Origin of the sequence: Hymenobacter terrestris (assembly GCF_013377905.1) — a bacterium.
GTDB lineage: Bacteria > Bacteroidota > Bacteroidia > Cytophagales > Hymenobacteraceae > Hymenobacter > Hymenobacter terrestris.
The window spans coordinates 13,466-30,656 of record NZ_JABKAV010000025.1; the positions used below are offsets into that span (position 1 = coordinate 13,466).

The following is a 17,191-nucleotide window of genomic DNA, read 5'->3' on the forward strand; positions in this document are numbered from 1 at the left end:
AATCCTATGGCTGAAAAAACGTTAGGGCTGGCACTTTCTGGGGGCGGGGCGCGGGGTATTGCGCATCTGGGCGTGCTGGCGGCGCTCGATGAGTTGGCGCTGCCGGTAGGGCGGCTCGCGGGCGTTTCGTCGGGGGCCATTGCGGCTACGTTTTATGCCGCCGGGGTGCCGCCGCGCGAGATTATGCGGCTGCTGCAGGGCGTCAGTATTCCGCGCCTGACGCGGGTGGCGCTCAGCCGGTACGGCCTGCTGCACATGGACGCGGTGGGGCGGCTGTTCGAGCAGCACCTAGGGGTGGGGGCCACGTTCGAGCAGCTGCGGCTGCCCGTTACGCTGGTAGCTACCGATATTGAGGCGGGTGAGTCGGTGCGGTTTTCGACCGGACCGCTGGTGCCGCCGCTGCTGGCCTCGTCGGCCGTGCCCATTCTGTACCGGCCGGTGGTGTACCAGGGCCGGCAGCTGGTAGATGGCGGCCTGCTGAATAACCTGCCCGTGGAGGCGCTGCTGGAAGCCGAACACCCGGGCCTGCGGGTGGTGGGCGTGCACTGCAATCCGCCCAACCCGGCCGCGCAGGTCAGCAATATGCGCGGGCTGGTCGAGCGCACGCTTAACCTGGCCATTGCCGGCAACACGGTGCTCAGTAAGCGGCTGTGTCACCTGCTGCTAGAGCCGCCTGAATTGCGCCCGTATCGCACGATGAGCTTTGGGCAGGCCACCGAAATATTCGATATCGGCTACCGCTACACGCTGGCGCTGGCACCGCAGCTAGCGGCACTGCTCGAAAACGAGTGGCCCGCGCCGGCCTGAAAGCAGAACTGTTGCGGCCAGCAGGCCCCGACGCAGCGGTGGCGGCGGCAAATTATATAGCTTTAAGGCCCGTTAGCCCCGATTCGGGTGGCCAGCCCTCTTTTACTATCCGTTCTCCGCTCATGGCGCGTCGTACTTCTACCTTCTGGTATCTGTTTTCAAAGTTCTGGTTCTGGCTGGTGGGCTGGAAGTTAGGGCCGGTGGTGCCGCCCGATATCAAGAAGAGCGTGATGATTGCGGCCCCGCACACCAGCAACTGGGACTTTATGCACGCCCGGGCGGCCTTTTTTCTGATGGATGTGGACCTGAAAGTAACCATCAAAAAGGAGTGGATTAGTATTCCGGTGCTCGGGGCGCTGGTGCGTAGCCTGGGCGGGCTGGGCGTCGATCGCAGCCGCAACAACAGCCTCGTCGAAGCCATGGTCGGGCTGTTTAAGAAGCATGATGAGCTGGTGATTATGGTTACGCCCGAAGGCACCCGCGCCTACCAGCCCAAATGGCGCAAGGGTTTCTACCACACGGCCATGGCCGCCGGCGTGCCCATTCTGCTCGGCTACCTCGATTATGAAAAGAAGGAAGCCGGCGTAGGACCGGCCTTCTGGCCCACCGGCGACTACGAAAAGGACCTGGAGGAAATCAAGGCCTTCTATCGCACCAAACCGGGCCGCTTCCCCGAAAAAGGCGTACGTTAGAATATCCGGCGGCTTAATCCGTCGGCAGCAACGCCCGGCCGGCAGGTACCGGCCGTCATTCATTCGCTCGTATGGAAGATATCAAAGGTTTTGTCTGGGTAATTGGGGCCATCGTCTTCTTTATCTGGCGAATGGTACAGAAGGCTGCCGAAAAAGCCAAAGAGGCCCAAGACCGGCAGCCGGCCCAACAGCCCGGTGGCGCGCCGGTGCGTCGGCCAGCCCCATCGGCGCCGGCCGTATCGTTTGAGGAACTGCTGGCTCAGATGCAGCGCCAGAACCAGCAACCCGCCCCGCCCGAACCCGGCCGGCTGGAAGAGCGCGACTCGGCCCAGGAGTGGGAGCAGGAGCAGCGAATGCCGGAGCCGCAAGCTAAGCCAGCCCGGCCTACGCCGGTCCCGCGCTTCGGACGCGGCCTCGAAAAGACTGAAGTCGAGCAGTATTCTCAGGAGCTACCTGCCCGCGAAGCCCGCTCGCTCGAAGCGCCCAGGCGGGCCGTGCGGCTTGGCTCCTCCTTGCCCCGTACCAGCACCGAACACGGTAAGGATGATTTCTGGAGCCAGAAGCAAGTGGTGCCCAAACCAACTGGCCGCACCGTTAATGAGCTGCTGAAAAACCCTGCTGACATCCGCGCCGCCTTCGTGCTCAGCGAAATTTTCCAGCGGCGGTATTAGCCTTAGGACTAAAAGAGGGAGAGTAAAAATCGAAGCCCGCCCAGCATACTGGACGGGCTTCGGCTTTTACTCTCCCTCTTTTGCTTCCGCTTTTAGTCCTGCGTCAGGGCATAGGCAACCAGGTTGGCGCCCATTTTGAGCGCGGCTTCGTGGGTGGCGGGGGTGTCTTCGGGGTAGGTGCCCATATCCTCCCAGCCGTTGCCCAGGTCGCACTCGTAGCTGTAGAAGCACACCAGCCGGCCCTTATACAGCAGCCCGAAGCCCTGGGGGCGCTTGCCATCGTGCTCATGGATTTTGGGCAGGCCCCGCGGGAACTGGAATTTCTGGTGGTAGATGGGGTGGGTGAAGGGCAGCTCTACGAATTCGAGGTCGGGAAACACCTTCTTCATCTCGGGCCGGATGAACTTGTCGAGGCCGTAGTTGTCGTCGATGTGCAGGAAACCGCCCCCAATTAGGTAACGGCGCAGGTTGCGGGCGTCGAGGTCGGAGAACGTGACGTTGCCGTGGCCCGTGAGGTGCACGAAGGGGTAGGTGAGCAGCTCGGGCGAATCAAGCTCCACGGTAGCCTCGGCGGGCGCAATGTTGGTGTTCAGCGTCTGGTTGCAGAAGCGGATGAGGTTGGGCAGGCTCGTTTTGTTGGCGTACCAGTCGCCGCCGCCGCCGTAGTGCAGCTTGGCGATGCGGAAGCTGGGGGCCGGAGCCATCGGCGCGGCGGCCGTCAGCGAGAAGAGCAGGAGCAGAGAAACAAAGAAGTATTTGGACATTATAGTAGGAGCAGATGCTGGCGGGACTTGCCTATAATTGCGGGCCGACCGGGAAAGTTCGGCTTGCCTCGCAAGGTAAGCACCGCCCGCGCTTCACCGCTTATTCCTCACCATGCCCCCGGTTCCTATCGCCCTAGCCTTTATTCTGACTACTGCCTTGACGTTGGCGCTGCTGCTGTGGGCAGCCCCCCGGTACCGGCCAGCGCTGCTGTTGGGCGCGGGACTTTGGCTGATGAATCAGGCAGTGCAGGCTTGGGTCGGCTTCTATACCGTCACCAACACACTGCCGCCCCGGTTCGCGCTGGTGGTGGGCCCGCCGCTACTGGCGCTTGTGGTGGTGCTGGCCACGGCCCGGGGCCGCCGCTTCCTCGATGCCTTGCGCCCCGATAGGCTGACGCTGTTGCACGCGGTGCGAATACCCGTGGAGCTGGTGTTGTGGGGGCTTTACCAGTATCAGGCCGTGCCCCGACTCATGACTTTTGAGGGCCGTAACTGGGATATTCTGATGGGCCTCACGGCTCCGCTGGTTTACTACCTGGCGTTTCGCCGGCGGTGGTTGGGGCGGGTCGGGCTAGTAGTTTGGAACGTGTTGGGGCTGGTTTTATTGGGCAATATCGTGCGGCTGGGGCTGCTGTCGGCGCCGGGGCCGTTCCAGCAATTCTCGTTCGAGCAGCCCAACGTGGCCCTGCAACACTTTCCGTACGTGTGGCTACCCGCCTTCGTGGTGCCGGCCGTGCTACTGGCCCACGTGGCGGTGTTGTGGCAGCTTATGACTGGAAAGATTGGAGCTGAAGCGGCAGCGTGAAGAAAGATAGTGCGGAGGTCCTGCCAACTATTCCTTTTCTTGCTGCATCAATCTATATAGCCACCAACGATGATAACAGGTCAAGATTTAATAGATAAAGGGCTACAACCCGGCAAGTGGTTTAAAGATGCGCTGGAGCATATCAACGCTCAGGGCCTGGAAGGGGAGTCGTTGGAGGCCTACCTCAATACGAAGAAGCCCGCCCCGACCATCCCGCTACTGGCGCAGGCCGTGCCGTTTCACGAGAATATCAGCGCCGATACGCCTATTGAGCAGGACAACATCGACTACGTACGGCAGTCAATGCAGCGGCTGATGCGCACGCCCACAGTGGTGTCAGGCGCCATTATGCCCGATGCGTGCCCAGCCGGCCCGCTGGGTACTATTCCCGTCGGGGGTATTGTGGTGGCCCGCAACGCCATTCATCCCGGCATGCATAGCGCCGATATCTGCTGCTCGGTAATGCTGACCAACCTGGGCAAGTCTGATCCCAAACAGGTACTGGACATAGCTCAGCAACTCACCCATTTCGGGCCCGGCGGCCGGCCCGAAGGTCAGCAGTTCGCGCTGCCCGCCGACATCGAAGTTGAGTTCCGCGACAACCCGTATCTGAACTCCCGGCGTAGCCTGAGTATGGCCCGCGAGCATCTGGGCACCCAGGGCGACGGCAACCACTTCCTGTACGTGGGCGTGTCGCGCAACACTGGCGACACCATGCTCGTCACACATCACGGCTCGCGGGGGCCGGGGGCACTGCTGTATAAGCAGGGCATGAAGGTGGCCGAAAACTTCCGTAAGGCCATTTCGCCCGAAACCGACCCCAACAATGCCTGGATTCCCGCTGAGTCGGAGGAGGGGCAGCGGTACTGGGCAGCGCTGCAAACCATCCGTAATTGGACCAAGCAAAACCACCTGTGCCTGCACGAGGCCGTGGTGGAACAGCTGGGGGCTACCGTACAGCAACAGTACTGGAACGAGCACAACTTCGTGTTTCGCGACGGCGACCTGTACTACCACGCCAAGGGCGCCACCCCCATGGACCCCAAGTTCATGCCCGACATCACCGGGCCGCGCATTATTCCGCTCAACATGGCTCAGCCCATCCTCATTGTGGCGGGTTCTACCACCGAAACCAACCTGGGCTTTGCGCCCCACGGCGCCGGCCGCAACCTGAGCCGCACCAGCCATAAGCGCAGCAAGCTCGGTCAGACCAAGGAGGAAATCTTCGCCGAAGAAACCCAGGGCATCGACGCCCGCTTCTACTTCAACCAGATTGATATTTCGGAGCTGCCCAGCGCCTACAAAAACGCCGAGCAGGTGCAGCAGCAAATCGTGGACTTCGACCTGGCGACCATCGTGGACGAAATCCGGCCCTACGGCTGCGTTATGGCCGGCGACTGGGAGCAGGACGCCCCCTGGCGCAAAAAGAAGCTGGCCAAAGCCGCCGCCAACGCTCAGGCCGACGACTCGGCGCTGGCGGAATAGGGGGCATCAGATATTTCAGCTATGCAGATGCCCAGTAAACTGACCATTCGTTTCGGTGTGCCAGAGCATGGCTGCCTACCTGTTAGGCTGCAGGCTGATGATTTTAGATTGCAATTTGAAGCGTCAGATGTACCAGTCAATTCATTAGAGGAGCTATGTAGTGCGCTGATTCTAGCTTTTCAGGGAATAGGGGCGCAAACAAGCTGGCATTTAGAGCCAGTTTGGTACCACTTTCGTTTTGCTTTTGATAACGAGTTGGTTGCTCTCTATATAACTGAGCAACAGGGTTACGCGGCCGGGCATACCGAAATAATTCGTCTGACAGGTAGTGTTGAATCAATAGTATTGCCGTTTTATCGCGCCTTGAGAAGCTTCACTCCTCCTGATAGTGATGAAAATTGGTCAATTTTTGATTCAGCAAAACTGAAAAAGCTGACTGCTCTAGCGAAAGAATGGAAATATAAAAGATTAGAGGCTAGATAGTTCCCGTACCACGTGCACGGTGTGCACGGCAGCTAGGGCGGCCGTTTCGGTGCGCAGGCGGGAGCTGCCCAGCGTAACGGGCCGGATGCCGTGGGCGAAGGCAGCCGCAATTTCGTCGGGCGTGAAGTCGCCCTCGGGGCCGATGAGGATGGTACAGCCGGCCGGGGCGGCGGCCACGCGGCTCAGCGGCGTCCGCTCGCCATCTTCGAGGTGGGCAATGAAGGTGGTAGTTGGCTCGACGGTGGGCAGGAAGTCAGCTAGGTTCGTCAGCTCCGTGAGGTGCGGCAGCCACGCCTGGCCCGACTGCTTGAGGGCGCTGATGGCAATTTTCTCCAGACGCTCCAGCTTCAGCTCGCGTCGCTCCGAGCGGGCACAGCGCAGGAACGTAATGGTGTCGACCCCGATTTCGGTGGCTTTCTCGACCAGCCACTCCATGCGGTCGAGGTTTTTGGTGGGCGCTACGGCTAGGTGAACGGGGGCGGAGCGGGGGGCAAAGCGAGCGTGGGCACTGATGCGCAGGGTGCAGCGCTTGGGGTTAGCATCGTTCACTGCGGCCTCGAACACATCGCCCCGGCCGTTTACCAGCACCACGGGCGCGCCAATGCTCAGGCGCAGTACCCGCACGGCATGCTTGCTTTCATCTTCGGGCAGCGTGTAGCCGGTCATATCGGCAGTCAGGTCGGGAGCGAAAAAGGTGTGGGGCATGGCGCAAAGGTAAGTGAGAAGCCGGCGGTTTGGGCGGGTTTTAGTCGGCCCGGCGGCGGGGCCAGCATAACAGCCTGCGGGTTTTTCGCGTAAGCCAGTTGTATCCATCCTGCGACTTATCGCGCTCTACCAATACCCTACTCAGATGAAAACTAAGCTCAAAAAACTTTCCGACCAGACTATTGTCATCACCGGCGCTTCGTCGGGCATCGGCCTTGTAACGGCCCGGCAAGCGGCTAAAGCCGGTGCTAAACTGGTGCTGGCTGCCCGCAGCGAGCAGGCGTTACGCCAACTCACTCAGGAACTCAACAACCAGGGCTGCGAGGCCATTTACGTGGTGGCTGACGTGAGCAAGCAGGCTGACGTGAAGCGCATTGCCCGCGAGGCCAAGCAGAAATTTGGCTCCTTTGATACCTGGGTGAACAACGCCGGCGTGTCAATCTATGGCAAGGTCGTTAACGAGTCTATCGACGATATGCGCCAGCTGTTCGAAACCAACTTCTGGGGCCTCGTGTACGGCTCGCTCGAAGCCACCGAGCACCTGCGCCACCGTGGCGGCGCCATCATCAACGTGGGCAGCGTGCTGTCCGACGTCACGGCCATTCTGCAAACCATGTACAGCGCCAGCAAGCACGCCGTGAAGGGCTTTACCGACGGCCTGCGTACCGAGCTGGAAATGGAGGACGCCCCGATTTCGGTTACCCTGATTCAGCCGGCCGCCATCGACACGCCTTACCCGCTGAATGCCAAGAACTACATGGACAAGGTGCCTCAGCACGCCCCGCCCGCCTACGCCCCCGAAACGGTAGCCGACGCCATTCTCAGTTCGGCCACTTCGCCCCAGCGCAATGTTCTGGTAGGCGGCGCTGGCAAGTTGTTTAAGGGCATGGAGCAATGGACCCCGGCATTGCTCGACAAGTTCATGGAAGAAGCCTTTGCGCCCATGACCAAATCCGATGAAGCCGACCACCGCAACCGCCCCAGCGGTCTGTACGAGGGTGCGGGCCAGCTGCAGGAGCGCGGCAACTATCCCGGCCGCACCCGCGAAATCAGCACCTATACCAAGGCCAAGCTGAACCCCGCCGCTACGGCCGCCATTGTGGCCGGTACCGGTCTGGCCGTGGCTGCCATCGTGAGTGCGTTCAGCAAGGATGGCGGGAAGGGCAATGGCTCGGACAAAGGCCATAAAAAAGCCGCTGACCAACCTGCCGACCAAAGCAAAAGCCCCAAAGCAGCCACCGGTCAGAGCTCAACCACGGTAGCTACCGTAGCAGGGGCCGACAACGTGCAGGACACCGGCAAAGGTGCCAACGGCGACGGCCGCGCCCCGCGCGCCGGCTCGGCCAAAGCCACCCCCGACGACGTTCGTGGCCCCGGAGCCGACAAGGCGAATTCGGGCAAGCAGCCGGGCAGTAAGAGCTAACGCTTCGCTGCTTCAACCAAGAAGAGGCCCCATCCGGTAGCTACCGGATGGGGCCTCTTCCTTTTGCCATAAAGGCCAGGTTTCAACACCAAATACGCACCACAGTAAGTGCGCCGATTGCTGGTTTTTACCCTAACATGTTGTTCAGCATGCCAGCCAGGCGGACGCCGGCTTCCTGGATGCGCTGGCGCATGAGCACGCTGTGGGCGGGGTAGTAATCATACTTCACCTCGGTGCCGTCGGGAGTGAGGGGGTAAAGTAAACTGGAGGCCTGGTACGACTCCCAGAGCCACTCGGCGGGCTCGGTGGCCTGCATGCGGCGCACGGCAGAGCGGCTTATGTCGCGGTTGTACTGCTGGGCCATCTCGGTGTAGGTTAGGCCCTGGTAGTCGAGCAAACCCGAATCCCAGAGGCTGTGCAGGTTGGTGTCGCGTCCGCGGAACTTGAGCTTGATGTCGTTGCCGCCCTTGTCTTCGGCGTGGCCCGTGTGCAGGGGCTGATGGATGTCGCCCACAATGTGGATGACGTATTTGAGCGCGTCGCGGCGCTGGGCCATGGTCTTGCTTTTGTCGGCCACAATGGCCATCTGGGTTTGCAGGGCGGTGTAGGCGTTGGGGCCAACGTTGGTGCGCAGTTCCGTCAGGTACTGGGCATGGTCGAGGCCCGAGGGCGAGTTGACGTAGTGCCAGGGGCCGGTTTCCTTGCCCTCGGGGTAATAGCGGATTTCGTCGGGCCAGGTACTGACCAACGCCATGTTCTCGGTGCCTAACAGCTGCTGCACCTGCTGGCGGGCACTACGCGAAAGGTGGTGTTCGGCAATCAGGGCAATGGCCCGGTGGCCGTCGGCGCCCCAGGCCCACAGGCGTAGCGGCGAGAGAAGCAACAGCAACAGCGGAAGCAGAAGTTTACGCATGGGTAAGCGGCAGTAAAGTGTCAAACAAGGACGCAAAAGTAGCGCAAGTAAACGCAGCTAAGCACCCGGCAGGTCGAAAAACCTTTCAACCGCAAAAAACTACCCCGCCGACACAGGGCCAGCGGGGTAGTTTTAAATAGGAAGTGCTAACGCCTACGCGCCGGCCGCTACCTGAGCTTTAGGGGCGCCGGCCAGAATCTCTTCGTTGGCGTAGTCGGCGTACTTGCCGAAGTTCGTTACAAACTTCTCGGCCAGCGATGAGGCCGTTTTGTCGTACTCCTCTTTGTTGCTCCAGGTGTTGCGCGGTTCCAGAATTTCGGTTGGCACGCCGGGCACCGATACGGGTACCTCCACCCCGAAAATGGGATGCTTGGTGAATTCCACGTCGGTCAGCTCGCCGTTGAGGGCGGCCGTAATCATGGCCCGGGTGTAGGAGAGCTTCATGCGCGAGCCCGTACCGTACGAACCGCCGGTCCAGCCCGTGTTGATGAGCCACACGTTCACGTCGGGGTTTTCGTCCATTTTCTGGCCCAGCATCTCGGCGTACTTGGTGGGGTGCAGGGGCAGGAACACGGCGCCGAAGCAGGCCGAGAACGTCGTCTGGGGCTCGGTGATGCCCATCTCGGTGCCGGCCACCTTGGCGGTGTAACCCGACATGAAGTGGTACATGGCGTGGCTCTTGTCGAGCTTGCTGATGGGGGGCAGCACCCCGAAGGCGTCGGCCGTCAGGAAGAAGATGTTCTTGGGCGCGTCGGCCACCGAAGGCTCGATGGCGTTGTCGATGTAGTGGATAGGGTAGGCCGTGCGCGTGTTTTCGGTTACGCTCTTGTTGGCGTAGTCCACGGTGTGGGTACCCTCAACAAAGCGTGTGTTCTCCACGATGGAACCGAACCGGATGGCGTCCCAAATCTGGGGTTCCTTCTCCTGGCTCAGGTCGATAACCTTAGCGTAGCAGCCACCTTCGAAGTTGAAGATGCCCTTGTCAGGCGTCCAGCCGTGCTCGTCGTCGCCGATGAGGCCACGGTTGGGGTCGGCCGAAAGGGTGGTTTTGCCCGTGCCCGAAAGGCCGAAGAAAACGGCCGTGTCGCCGTCGGCGCCCACGTTGGCCGAGCAGTGCATGCTGAGCGTGTTGTGCTGGTGGGGGAGCAGGTAGTTGAGCACACCGAAAATGCCCTTCTTCATCTCACCGGCATAGCCCGTGCCGCCAATCAGAATCATCTTCTTGGTGAAGTTGAGGATGGCGAAGTTCTTCTGGCGGGTACCATCCACGGCCGGATCGGCCTCGAAGCCGGGGGCGCAGATGATGCTGAAATCGGGCGTCCAGCTGGTGTCGGCACCCTCGGTAGGGCGCAGGAACATGTTGTAGCAGAACAGGTTATGCCAGGCCAGCTCGTTCACTACGCGCAGCTTCAGCTCGTAGTCGGGGTTGGCGCCAGCGTAGGCGTCGCGCACGTAAATCTCCTTGTCTTCCAAGTACTTCACCATTTTCTGGTGCAGCTGGTCGAACTTGTCGGCCTCGAAGGGGATGTTGATGTCGCCCCACCACACGCTGTCGGCGGTGTTGGCGTCCTTCACCACGAAACGGTCTTTGGGCGAGCGGCCGGTAAAGGCGCCGGTGTCGGCCATCAGGGCCCCGTTATCGGTGAGCGTGCCTTCGTTGCGGCGCAGCGCTTCTTCGACGAGGGCGGCGGGCGAGAGGTTGAGGTGTACCTGGGCAGCGGTGGAAATACCCAGGGGGGCGAGGCGGGCGTTGGCGGCAGAATCTAGCATAAGGGGCCGAAAACGGATGGGGGTTGGGTGGAAAATCAGTGGGAATACAGGGGCAAAAGTAGCGAAAAAGCTGGCGAAAATCCGGGAAAAGCCAAAATGATAGCGAAATTTCGCCGTAAAATCGTATGCTCCGGCCTTGCCCCGGGGGGCTGTTTGAGTGGGTTTGGGGCGGTTTAGGAAACTTTTGTAGTTTTACCAACCCTATTCCGGTTGCAGCCGGGCTTGTCTCTCTTTCCCCTCTTTACTTACTCTTCATGCAATCACCCTCCGCTGCCCAGCAGCCCGCATCAACTTCGTCGTCGCACCCCAAAGGGCTGTATGTCCTCTTCGCCACCGAAATGTGGGAGCGGTTCAGCTACTACGGCATGCGGGCGCTGCTCATATTATATATGACGCAGGCGCTGGTATTCGATAAGGAGTACTCCTCGCTCATTTACGGCAACTATACCAGCCTTGTGTACCTCACGCCGCTGCTGGGCGGCTACGTAGCCGACCGCTACTGGGGCAACCGCCGCTCCATTCTGGTGGGCGGCCTGATGATGGCCATCGGCCAGTTTGCCCTGTTTTTCTCGGCCTCCCTGTACACGGCCGGGCAGGCAACGGCGCCCCAAACGCAGCTGCTGCTGTTTATGCTGGGTTTGGGCCTGCTGATTTTCGGCAACGGTTTCTTCAAGCCCAACATCTCCTCGATGGTGGGCTCGCTCTACCCGGCCGGCGACAACCGCATTGATACCGCCTACACCATCTTCTACATGGGTATCAACCTGGGCGCGTTTTTCTCGCCTCTGGTGTGTGGTACGCTGGGCGATACGGGTAACCCCGAAGACTTTAAGTGGGGCTTCCTGGCCGCCGGTATCGGTATGCTGATTGGCTCGCTCACCTTTGAGCTGTTCAAAAACAAGTATATCGTAACGGCTGAGGGCACGGCGCTGGGCGCCAAGCCCGAGCAAACCGTAGCCCACTCGCCGGTAGTGCCCGTGGGCACCGATGCCCCGGTGCGCGCCGAAACCATCGACCAGCCCGCCGCCAAGAGCTTCGCCAGCAAGCTGCCCATGCTCATTGGTCTGTTCGTGATAGTATATGGGGCCATTGCTTGGCTCATGAACTACGACTGGGTTGGTGCCTTCGTATTCGCGGCCATGATTGTAACGCCCGTCGCCGTACTGGCCGATGCCTCCATCACAACCCGCGAGCGGCAGAAAATCTACGTGATTCTGATTCTGAGCTTCTTCGTGATTTTCTTCTGGGGTGCTTTCGAGCAGGCCGGCGCTTCGCTCACGTTCTTCGCCAACGAGCAAACCGACCGTCAGCTGGGTTCCTACACCGTACCAGCCTCGTACTTCCAGTCGGCTAATGCGCTGTTCATCATTCTGTTCGCCCCAGTGTTTGCCGTAATCTGGACGTTCATGGGCAAGCGCGGTATCGAGCCGTCGTCGCCGCTGAAAATGTCCATCGGCCTTATGTTCCTAGCCATCGGCTACCTCATCATTGCTTTCGGCGTGAAGGGCGTAGATGCCAGCACTAAAGTGAGCATGTTCTGGCTGATTACCATGTACCTGATGCACACCTTCGGCGAGCTGTGCCTGTCGCCAATCGGTCTGGCGCTGGTAAACAAGCTGGCCCCGCTACGCTTCGCCTCGTTGCTGATGGCCGTGTGGTTCTTGGCCACGGCCGCCGGCAATAAGTTCGCCGGTGTCTTGAGCGCCCTGTACCCCGAGCCCGGCAAGCCCGCCCCATTCTTCGTGGGCTTCGAAATCACGGGCCTTTACGAGTTCTTTATGATTTTCGTGGCCCTCTCGGCCGCCGCCTCGCTGGTGCTGTTCGTCATCTACCGCAAGCTCACCCAGATGATGGCCGAGCCAGTAGTTGCTCGCTAAATCACCACTGTTGCAGATGGCGCTGATAGCGCAGATGTAATCGTGTCGCTCTGCGACACAAAAAGCCCCGCTGGATTTCGGTCCGGCGGGGCTTTGTTTTATCTTGAGTATCCTGCGCCGAAAAACTAGCCTTGGGGTTGTCTATCGGCGTACTCCGGCGTATAGACTTGCTCACTTATCATTCAAAATCGGCATGTCAGATCGGGGATACGCGTGGATGGTGGGGTTGGTAGGTCTGGCCTTATTGGTCACAGCGTTCGGTGCTATCAACACCCAGGTGAGCCTTAAATACGAACTCCTGAATGACCCCTGCATTTCGGTCATCTCGGGCCGCAACCTGTGCGACGAGTACCAGCATTCAAAGTACTTCGCCGTGGCTATGGCTGCCCTGCTGCTGGTACTCATCGGTTTACGCCGGCAGCTCGTTCGCCGAAAATAGTGCGCCACACAGCTCGCAAAAAAGCCCCGCCGGACCAAAATCCAGCGGGGCTTTTTACATACTCTTCAGATTATGCTGACGCCTGCATCTGCGACATCTGCACCATCTGCAACAACAGTGATTTACATCATGCCGCCCATGCCGCCCATGCCGGCACCGCCGCCACCGTGGCCGGCGTCCTTGTCAGCCTCAGGCTCGTCCGAAATCACGCACTCAGTGGTCAGGAGCAGGCCGGCAATCGAAGCAGCATTCTCCAGGGCCAGGCGCGTTACCTTGGTCGGGTCCAGAATACCGGCTGACATCAGGTTCTCGTACTTGTCTTCGCGGGCGTTGTAACCGTAGTCGCCTTTGCCTTCGCGCACCTTCTGCACCACTACCGAACCTTCGCCACCGGCGTTGGCTACGATGGTCCGGAGGGGAGCCTCCAAGGCAGTGCGGATGATGTTCACACCAGTACGCTCGTCGCTGTTGAGGGTATCAACGGCATCGAGCGAATCGAGGGCGCGCACCAGGGCGACACCACCGCCGGGTACCACGCCTTCCTCAACGGCGGCGCGGGTGGCGTGCAAAGCATCGTCTACGCGGTCTTTCTTCTCCTTCATTTCTACTTCCGTAGAAGCACCGATGTAGAGGATAGCTACGCCGCCCGAGAGCTTGGCGAGGCGCTCCTGGAGCTTCTCCTTGTCGTAATCCGAAGTCGTGGTGCCAATCTGCGCCTTAATCTCGTTGATACGGGCCGTGATGGTTTCCTTCTCACCCTTTCCATTGACAATCGTGGTGTTGTCTTTGTCGATGATGATTTTCTCGGCCTGGCCCAAGTATTCCAGGGTAGCAGCGTCGAGCTTGTAGCCGCGCTCTTCCGAAATAACGGTACCGCCGGTCAGTACGGCAATGTCTTCGAGCATCGCCTTGCGACGGTCGCCGAAGCCGGGAGCCTTTACGGCCGCAATTTTCAGCGAGCCGCGCAGCTTGTTTACTACCAGCGTGGCCAGGGCCTCGCCGTCAACATCTTCGGAGATGATTACCAGGGCTTTGCCGGTCTGTACTACCTGCTCGAGCACGGGCAGCAGCTCCTTCATGGTGCTCACCTTCTTGTCGTAGATGAGTACGTAAGGATTCTCGAACTCGGCCTCCATCTTCTCCGGGTTGGTCACGAAGTAAGGGGAGAGGTAGCCGCGGTCGAACTGCATGCCTTCCACCGTTTTTACTTCGGTTTCGGTGCCACGCGCTTCTTCCACGGTAATCACGCCTTCCTTACCAACTTTGTCCATGGCATCGGCAATCATCTGGCCGATTTCCATGTCGTTGTTGGCCGAAATAGCGCCTACCTGGGCAATTTCCGACGAGTTCTCAATCTTCTTCGACTGCTGCTTCAGGTTATCGACTACGGCTTTCACTGCCTTGTCGATGCCGCGCTTCAGGTCCATTGGGTTAGCACCGGCGGCTACGTTCTTCGAGCCAGCCGCGTAGATGGCCTGGGCCAGTACGGTAGCGGTCGTGGTGCCGTCGCCGGCCTGGTCAGCCGTTTTGCTGGCTACTTCCTTCACCAGCTGCGCGCCCATGTTCTCCACGGGGTCGCTCAACTCAATCTCCTTGGCCACGGTTACACCGTCCTTGGTGATGGTCGGGGCACCAAATTTCTTGTCGATAACCACGTTGCGGCCTTTCGGGCCCAAGGTTACCTTCACAGCATTTGCCAGTTTATCTACGCCGCGCTTCAGTTTGTCGCGGCCTTCGGTATCAAATTGGATGTTCTTAGCCATCTTATTTCTAGAGAATTAACAGTATTCAGAAAGAGAAAAACCGGCGTTCGGCCTAGAGTACGGCGAAAATGTCCGACTCCTTCATGATGAGCAGGTCCTGCCCATCAACGGTAATTTCGGTGCCGGCGTACTTGCCGTAGAGCACCTGGTCGCCGGTTTTTACCTGAGGCTTGATGGTAGTGCCGTTGTCGGCCACTTTGCCCTCACCCACGGCCACTACTTCGCCCCGCTGGGGCTTTTCCTTGGCTGTGTCGGGAATGATGATGCCCGATTTGGTTTTTTCTTCGGCGGCGGCCGGCGCGATGATAACGCGGTCAGCCAGCGGTTTGATGCTAAGCGACATAGTGTACGTTTTGGTTGAAAAGTTGAAAGAATCTGGAATTACCAGGGTGTCACAGCCGTGTTACATCATCTGTGCCAGCCCGCGCAAACCTGACAGAATGAACGATTCGGTACCGTTTTCGGTCAGTTTTGCGTTGTGAGCCTGCCAGCCGTGGCAGGAAATGCCTTGGATTGGTGTGGCTGTGGCATAGAGTGAGGTGTGTAGCCCGACAGTACGGCCGCTGGTGAACAGGCCCACGAACAGCAGTCCAGTCCACCGTTTCAGTGATTCAAAATAACTGGATAAACGCAAAAAAGCCGGTAGTTCCCCGTAGGAAACCACCGGCTGTCAAGCCGAAAACGGGCTGGTGCTAGTTGGCTGGAACCGGAGCTACAGGGGCAGCCGGAGCCGGGGCGCCGGGTGCTACCGGGGCTGAGGTAGCTGGTATGCGGGTTTCGAGGGCGCGCTGCTGGTTGATGCTGCGTACGGGACCCGACGGAGCATGACCAGCGACGACGTAGGAACCCAGGCTGAGCACCATCAGGCCGATGGCGAAACCCCAGGTAAGCTTTTCGAGCAGGTCGCCGGTACGCTTCACGCCCATCATCTGGGCAGCGCCGCCGCCCGCGCCGAACTGGCTGGACAGGCCGCCGCCTTTGGGGTTCTGGGCCAGTACTACCAAGGACAGCAGCACGCAAATGACGAGAATCAGGGCAATAATGGCGTAGTACATTTACTCCGGGGGTTGTTGCAGTTGTTGGATTTGCTCGGCAAAGTACGCCATTTTTCCGGGCTGCTTTGCCATTAGGTGCTCATAAATTTCAATGGCCTTGGCAGTCTTACCCTGCCGGACCATGATTTTGGCCAGACTTTCGGATGCCAGCGCTGGTGCCGGCACACTGCTACGTACCGACAAATCAGTCTGTTCGGTAGTGGGCAGGGGCAGCCCGGCTGTGCCTGCTTTGATGCGGGGCTGGGCCTTGAGGAAGCGGTTGATCAGGTCGAGCGAGGACGTTTTGGCGACCGGCTGGTGGGCGCGGGCGTGGGCCAGTAGCAGGGCATCGGGCTCAAAAAAGGCTTCCAGGGGCAAATCGAGCGTGAAGCCATCAGATGTACGGTTCTGCAAATCGTAGCCCAGGCGGCTGCCGCCACCCAACGCATAGCCTAGCTCGGCGTCGGCCCGGAAGGGAGCGGTAATGCGGGGCGGGGTGGCAGAGCGGGTAGTGGGCAACTCGTCGTCTTTCGCCGCAAATTCCTCGTCGTCGTTATCAATGCCCGGCAGCCGGTAGCTCGTGGGCTCGGGCAAACGAGCCGCACCCAAGCCAAACTCAAAGCGCGAAATACCTGTGTCGCTCGGCGGCCGAATAGGCAGCGCAACGGCCGGAAGCAACTCATCGGCTGGTTCGGCAGCGTGCGCAGCAGTCGGCGCAATGGCTTCTTCGGCAACAGCAGCTACCTCTGTCGCTTGGGCGCTGGCAGGTGTGTTGTCGTTGGTTTCGGTTGCTTCGGAGGACGTTATTAGCGCCTCTTGGGGGTGAGCCGGCTCTTCATCCGAAGCTGGTTGTACCTCATCAACCGGCGTTTCCGCCTCTGGCAACTCGGTTAGCTCGGCTTCAGAAGGGGTGCCAAGCGCGGCAGCAGCTGGTTCGGCGGCCATTTCGTGCGCGGTCGGTGGCTCATCGGCAGTTGCCGCTATAGCTGCTGCCGTGGTATCCTGTGTGTTGGCCGCCACCTCAGCGGGCGCAAGTAGGTCGTGGCCGGTCGGTCTGTCGGCCACCACCGCTTCTTCAGCCGGGGTAGGTGCCGGGATGACGTCTACCGCGAATAAATCGGTTTCGGGAGCTGGGATGGGCTCAGAGGCACCCTGCGTAACCAAGGCCACTGGCGCAGCCGGCGCTACTTTGGCGGCAGCTACTGCGTATGCCTGGGGCGTGCTGGCAATCTGCGCGTTCATTGGAAGCGCCGCCGGGGCGGGGCGTTCCAGTAACTGGCGTAGCAGCTCGCGGTCGGCGGCGTAAGTAGCGGCGCGGCGCAGTCGTTGGCCAGCCAGCATACTGCCGCGGTCGTGGGCCGTTTTGGCCAGCAGCACATGGGCCGTCTGGCAGTACGGAAAGGCCGCGGCTAACTGCTCCAGTTCCCGGATTTCATCGTCGGAAATACCGTTTACGTGGTCCAGAATGCGTAAGAGCGACGCGCGGGTCATGCGAAATAGCGTAGAAGAGGCAGCCGGCTAATGGCCTGTGGCAGGCTGCGGGCAGGAAAAAAAAGCAGT

General features: G+C 60.1%; 18 protein-coding genes. 9 read left to right on the forward strand and 9 right to left on the reverse strand.

Going from position 1 to position 17,191, the window contains the following annotated elements; all coding sequences use genetic code 11:
- Nucleotides 1-6 precede the first annotated feature (6 nt).
- The 3 genes from HW556_RS10175 (at nucleotide 7) to HW556_RS10185 (ending at nucleotide 2,170) form a co-directional block, all read left to right on the forward strand.
- Entirely contained in the window at nucleotides 7-807 is an 801-nt protein-coding gene (locus HW556_RS10175; RefSeq protein WP_176899916.1) for a patatin-like phospholipase family protein, read from the forward strand.
- A gap of 122 nt (nucleotides 808-929) precedes the next feature.
- Nucleotides 930-1,499: a 1-acyl-sn-glycerol-3-phosphate acyltransferase gene (locus HW556_RS10180; protein WP_176899917.1), complete on the forward strand. Its 570-nt coding sequence runs from the start codon at nucleotides 930-932 to the stop codon at nucleotides 1,497-1,499.
- A gap of 71 nt (nucleotides 1,500-1,570) precedes the next feature.
- Nucleotides 1,571-2,170: a hypothetical protein gene (locus HW556_RS10185; RefSeq protein ID WP_176899918.1), complete on the forward strand. Its 600-nt coding sequence runs from the start codon at nucleotides 1,571-1,573 to the stop codon at nucleotides 2,168-2,170.
- 92 nt (nucleotides 2,171-2,262) lie between these two features.
- On the opposite strand, the gene HW556_RS10190 is transcribed toward HW556_RS10185, so the two are convergent.
- A complete protein-coding gene (locus tag HW556_RS10190; protein ID WP_218136902.1) occupies nucleotides 2,263-2,934 on the reverse strand; it encodes a DUF4159 domain-containing protein in 672 nt (223 codons plus the stop codon).
- 112 nt (nucleotides 2,935-3,046) lie between these two features.
- On the opposite strand from HW556_RS10190, the gene HW556_RS10195 reads away from it, so the two are divergent.
- From HW556_RS10195 to HW556_RS10205, 3 genes are all read left to right on the forward strand, one after another.
- A complete protein-coding gene (locus HW556_RS10195) occupies nucleotides 3,047-3,739 on the forward strand; it encodes a hypothetical protein (RefSeq protein ID WP_176899919.1) in 693 nt (230 codons plus the stop codon).
- A 69-nt stretch (nucleotides 3,740-3,808) separates the two neighbouring features.
- Entirely contained in the window at nucleotides 3,809-5,224 is a 1,416-nt protein-coding gene (locus HW556_RS10200; protein WP_176899920.1) for an RtcB family protein, read from the forward strand.
- Nucleotides 5,225-5,251: 27 nt separating this feature from the next.
- Nucleotides 5,252-5,707 carry a hypothetical protein gene (locus HW556_RS10205; protein WP_176899921.1) on the forward strand — a complete coding sequence of 152 codons (456 nt, stop codon included), beginning with the start codon at nucleotides 5,252-5,254 and terminating at the stop codon, nucleotides 5,705-5,707.
- Here the strand turns inward: HW556_RS10205 and HW556_RS10210 are convergent.
- Complete coding sequence (locus tag HW556_RS10210) at nucleotides 5,693-6,412, reverse strand: 16S rRNA (uracil(1498)-N(3))-methyltransferase (protein WP_176899922.1); 720 nt, start codon at nucleotides 6,410-6,412, stop codon at nucleotides 5,693-5,695. The two genes, HW556_RS10205 and HW556_RS10210, sit on opposite strands and share 15 nt — an antisense overlap.
- 145 nt (nucleotides 6,413-6,557) lie before the next feature.
- On the opposite strand from HW556_RS10210, the gene HW556_RS10215 reads away from it, so the two are divergent.
- Entirely contained in the window at nucleotides 6,558-7,835 is a 1,278-nt protein-coding gene (locus tag HW556_RS10215) for an SDR family oxidoreductase (RefSeq protein WP_176899923.1), read from the forward strand.
- A 127-nt stretch (nucleotides 7,836-7,962) separates the two neighbouring features.
- On the opposite strand, the gene HW556_RS10220 is transcribed toward HW556_RS10215, so the two are convergent.
- Both HW556_RS10220 and pckA read right to left on the reverse strand, forming a co-directional pair.
- Nucleotides 7,963-8,748 (reverse strand): S1/P1 nuclease, encoded by a 786-nt coding sequence (locus HW556_RS10220; protein WP_176899924.1) that lies wholly within the window; start codon nucleotides 8,746-8,748, stop codon nucleotides 7,963-7,965.
- Between the two features lie 153 nt (nucleotides 8,749-8,901).
- On the reverse strand, nucleotides 8,902-10,518 hold the full coding sequence (gene pckA / locus HW556_RS10225) for a phosphoenolpyruvate carboxykinase (ATP) (RefSeq protein ID WP_176899925.1): 1,617 nt from the start codon (nucleotides 10,516-10,518) through the stop codon (nucleotides 8,902-8,904).
- A gap of 254 nt (nucleotides 10,519-10,772) precedes the next feature.
- On the opposite strand from pckA, the gene HW556_RS10230 reads away from it, so the two are divergent.
- The gene (locus tag HW556_RS10230) at nucleotides 10,773-12,395 is read left to right on the forward strand and encodes a peptide MFS transporter (protein WP_176899926.1); all 1,623 of its coding nucleotides are present in this window, start codon (nucleotides 10,773-10,775) and stop codon (nucleotides 12,393-12,395) included.
- A gap of 193 nt (nucleotides 12,396-12,588) precedes the next feature.
- Nucleotides 12,589-12,834, forward strand: a complete 246-nt coding sequence (locus HW556_RS10235) for a hypothetical protein (RefSeq protein WP_176899927.1) — start codon at nucleotides 12,589-12,591, stop codon at nucleotides 12,832-12,834.
- Between the two features lie 122 nt (nucleotides 12,835-12,956).
- Here the strand turns inward: HW556_RS10235 and groL are convergent, their stop codons facing one another.
- The 5 genes from groL to HW556_RS10260 are packed head-to-tail and all read right to left on the reverse strand — an operon-like array spanning nucleotide 12,957 to nucleotide 17,122.
- Nucleotides 12,957-14,597, reverse strand: a complete 1,641-nt coding sequence (gene groL, locus HW556_RS10240) for a chaperonin GroEL (RefSeq protein ID WP_176899928.1) — start codon at nucleotides 14,595-14,597, stop codon at nucleotides 12,957-12,959.
- 52 nt (nucleotides 14,598-14,649) lie between these two features.
- Nucleotides 14,650-14,940, reverse strand: a complete 291-nt coding sequence (gene groES, locus HW556_RS10245; RefSeq protein WP_092737305.1) for a co-chaperone GroES — start codon at nucleotides 14,938-14,940, stop codon at nucleotides 14,650-14,652.
- A gap of 60 nt (nucleotides 14,941-15,000) precedes the next feature.
- Nucleotides 15,001-15,231, reverse strand: a complete 231-nt coding sequence (locus HW556_RS10250; RefSeq protein ID WP_176899929.1) for a hypothetical protein — start codon at nucleotides 15,229-15,231, stop codon at nucleotides 15,001-15,003.
- A gap of 58 nt (nucleotides 15,232-15,289) precedes the next feature.
- The gene (gene secG, locus HW556_RS10255; RefSeq protein ID WP_176899930.1) at nucleotides 15,290-15,652 is read right to left on the reverse strand and encodes a preprotein translocase subunit SecG; all 363 of its coding nucleotides are present in this window, start codon (nucleotides 15,650-15,652) and stop codon (nucleotides 15,290-15,292) included.
- Nucleotides 15,653-17,122 carry a hypothetical protein gene (locus HW556_RS10260; protein ID WP_176899931.1) on the reverse strand — a complete coding sequence of 490 codons (1,470 nt, stop codon included), beginning with the start codon at nucleotides 17,120-17,122 and terminating at the stop codon, nucleotides 15,653-15,655.
- Nucleotides 17,123-17,191 lie beyond the last annotated feature (69 nt).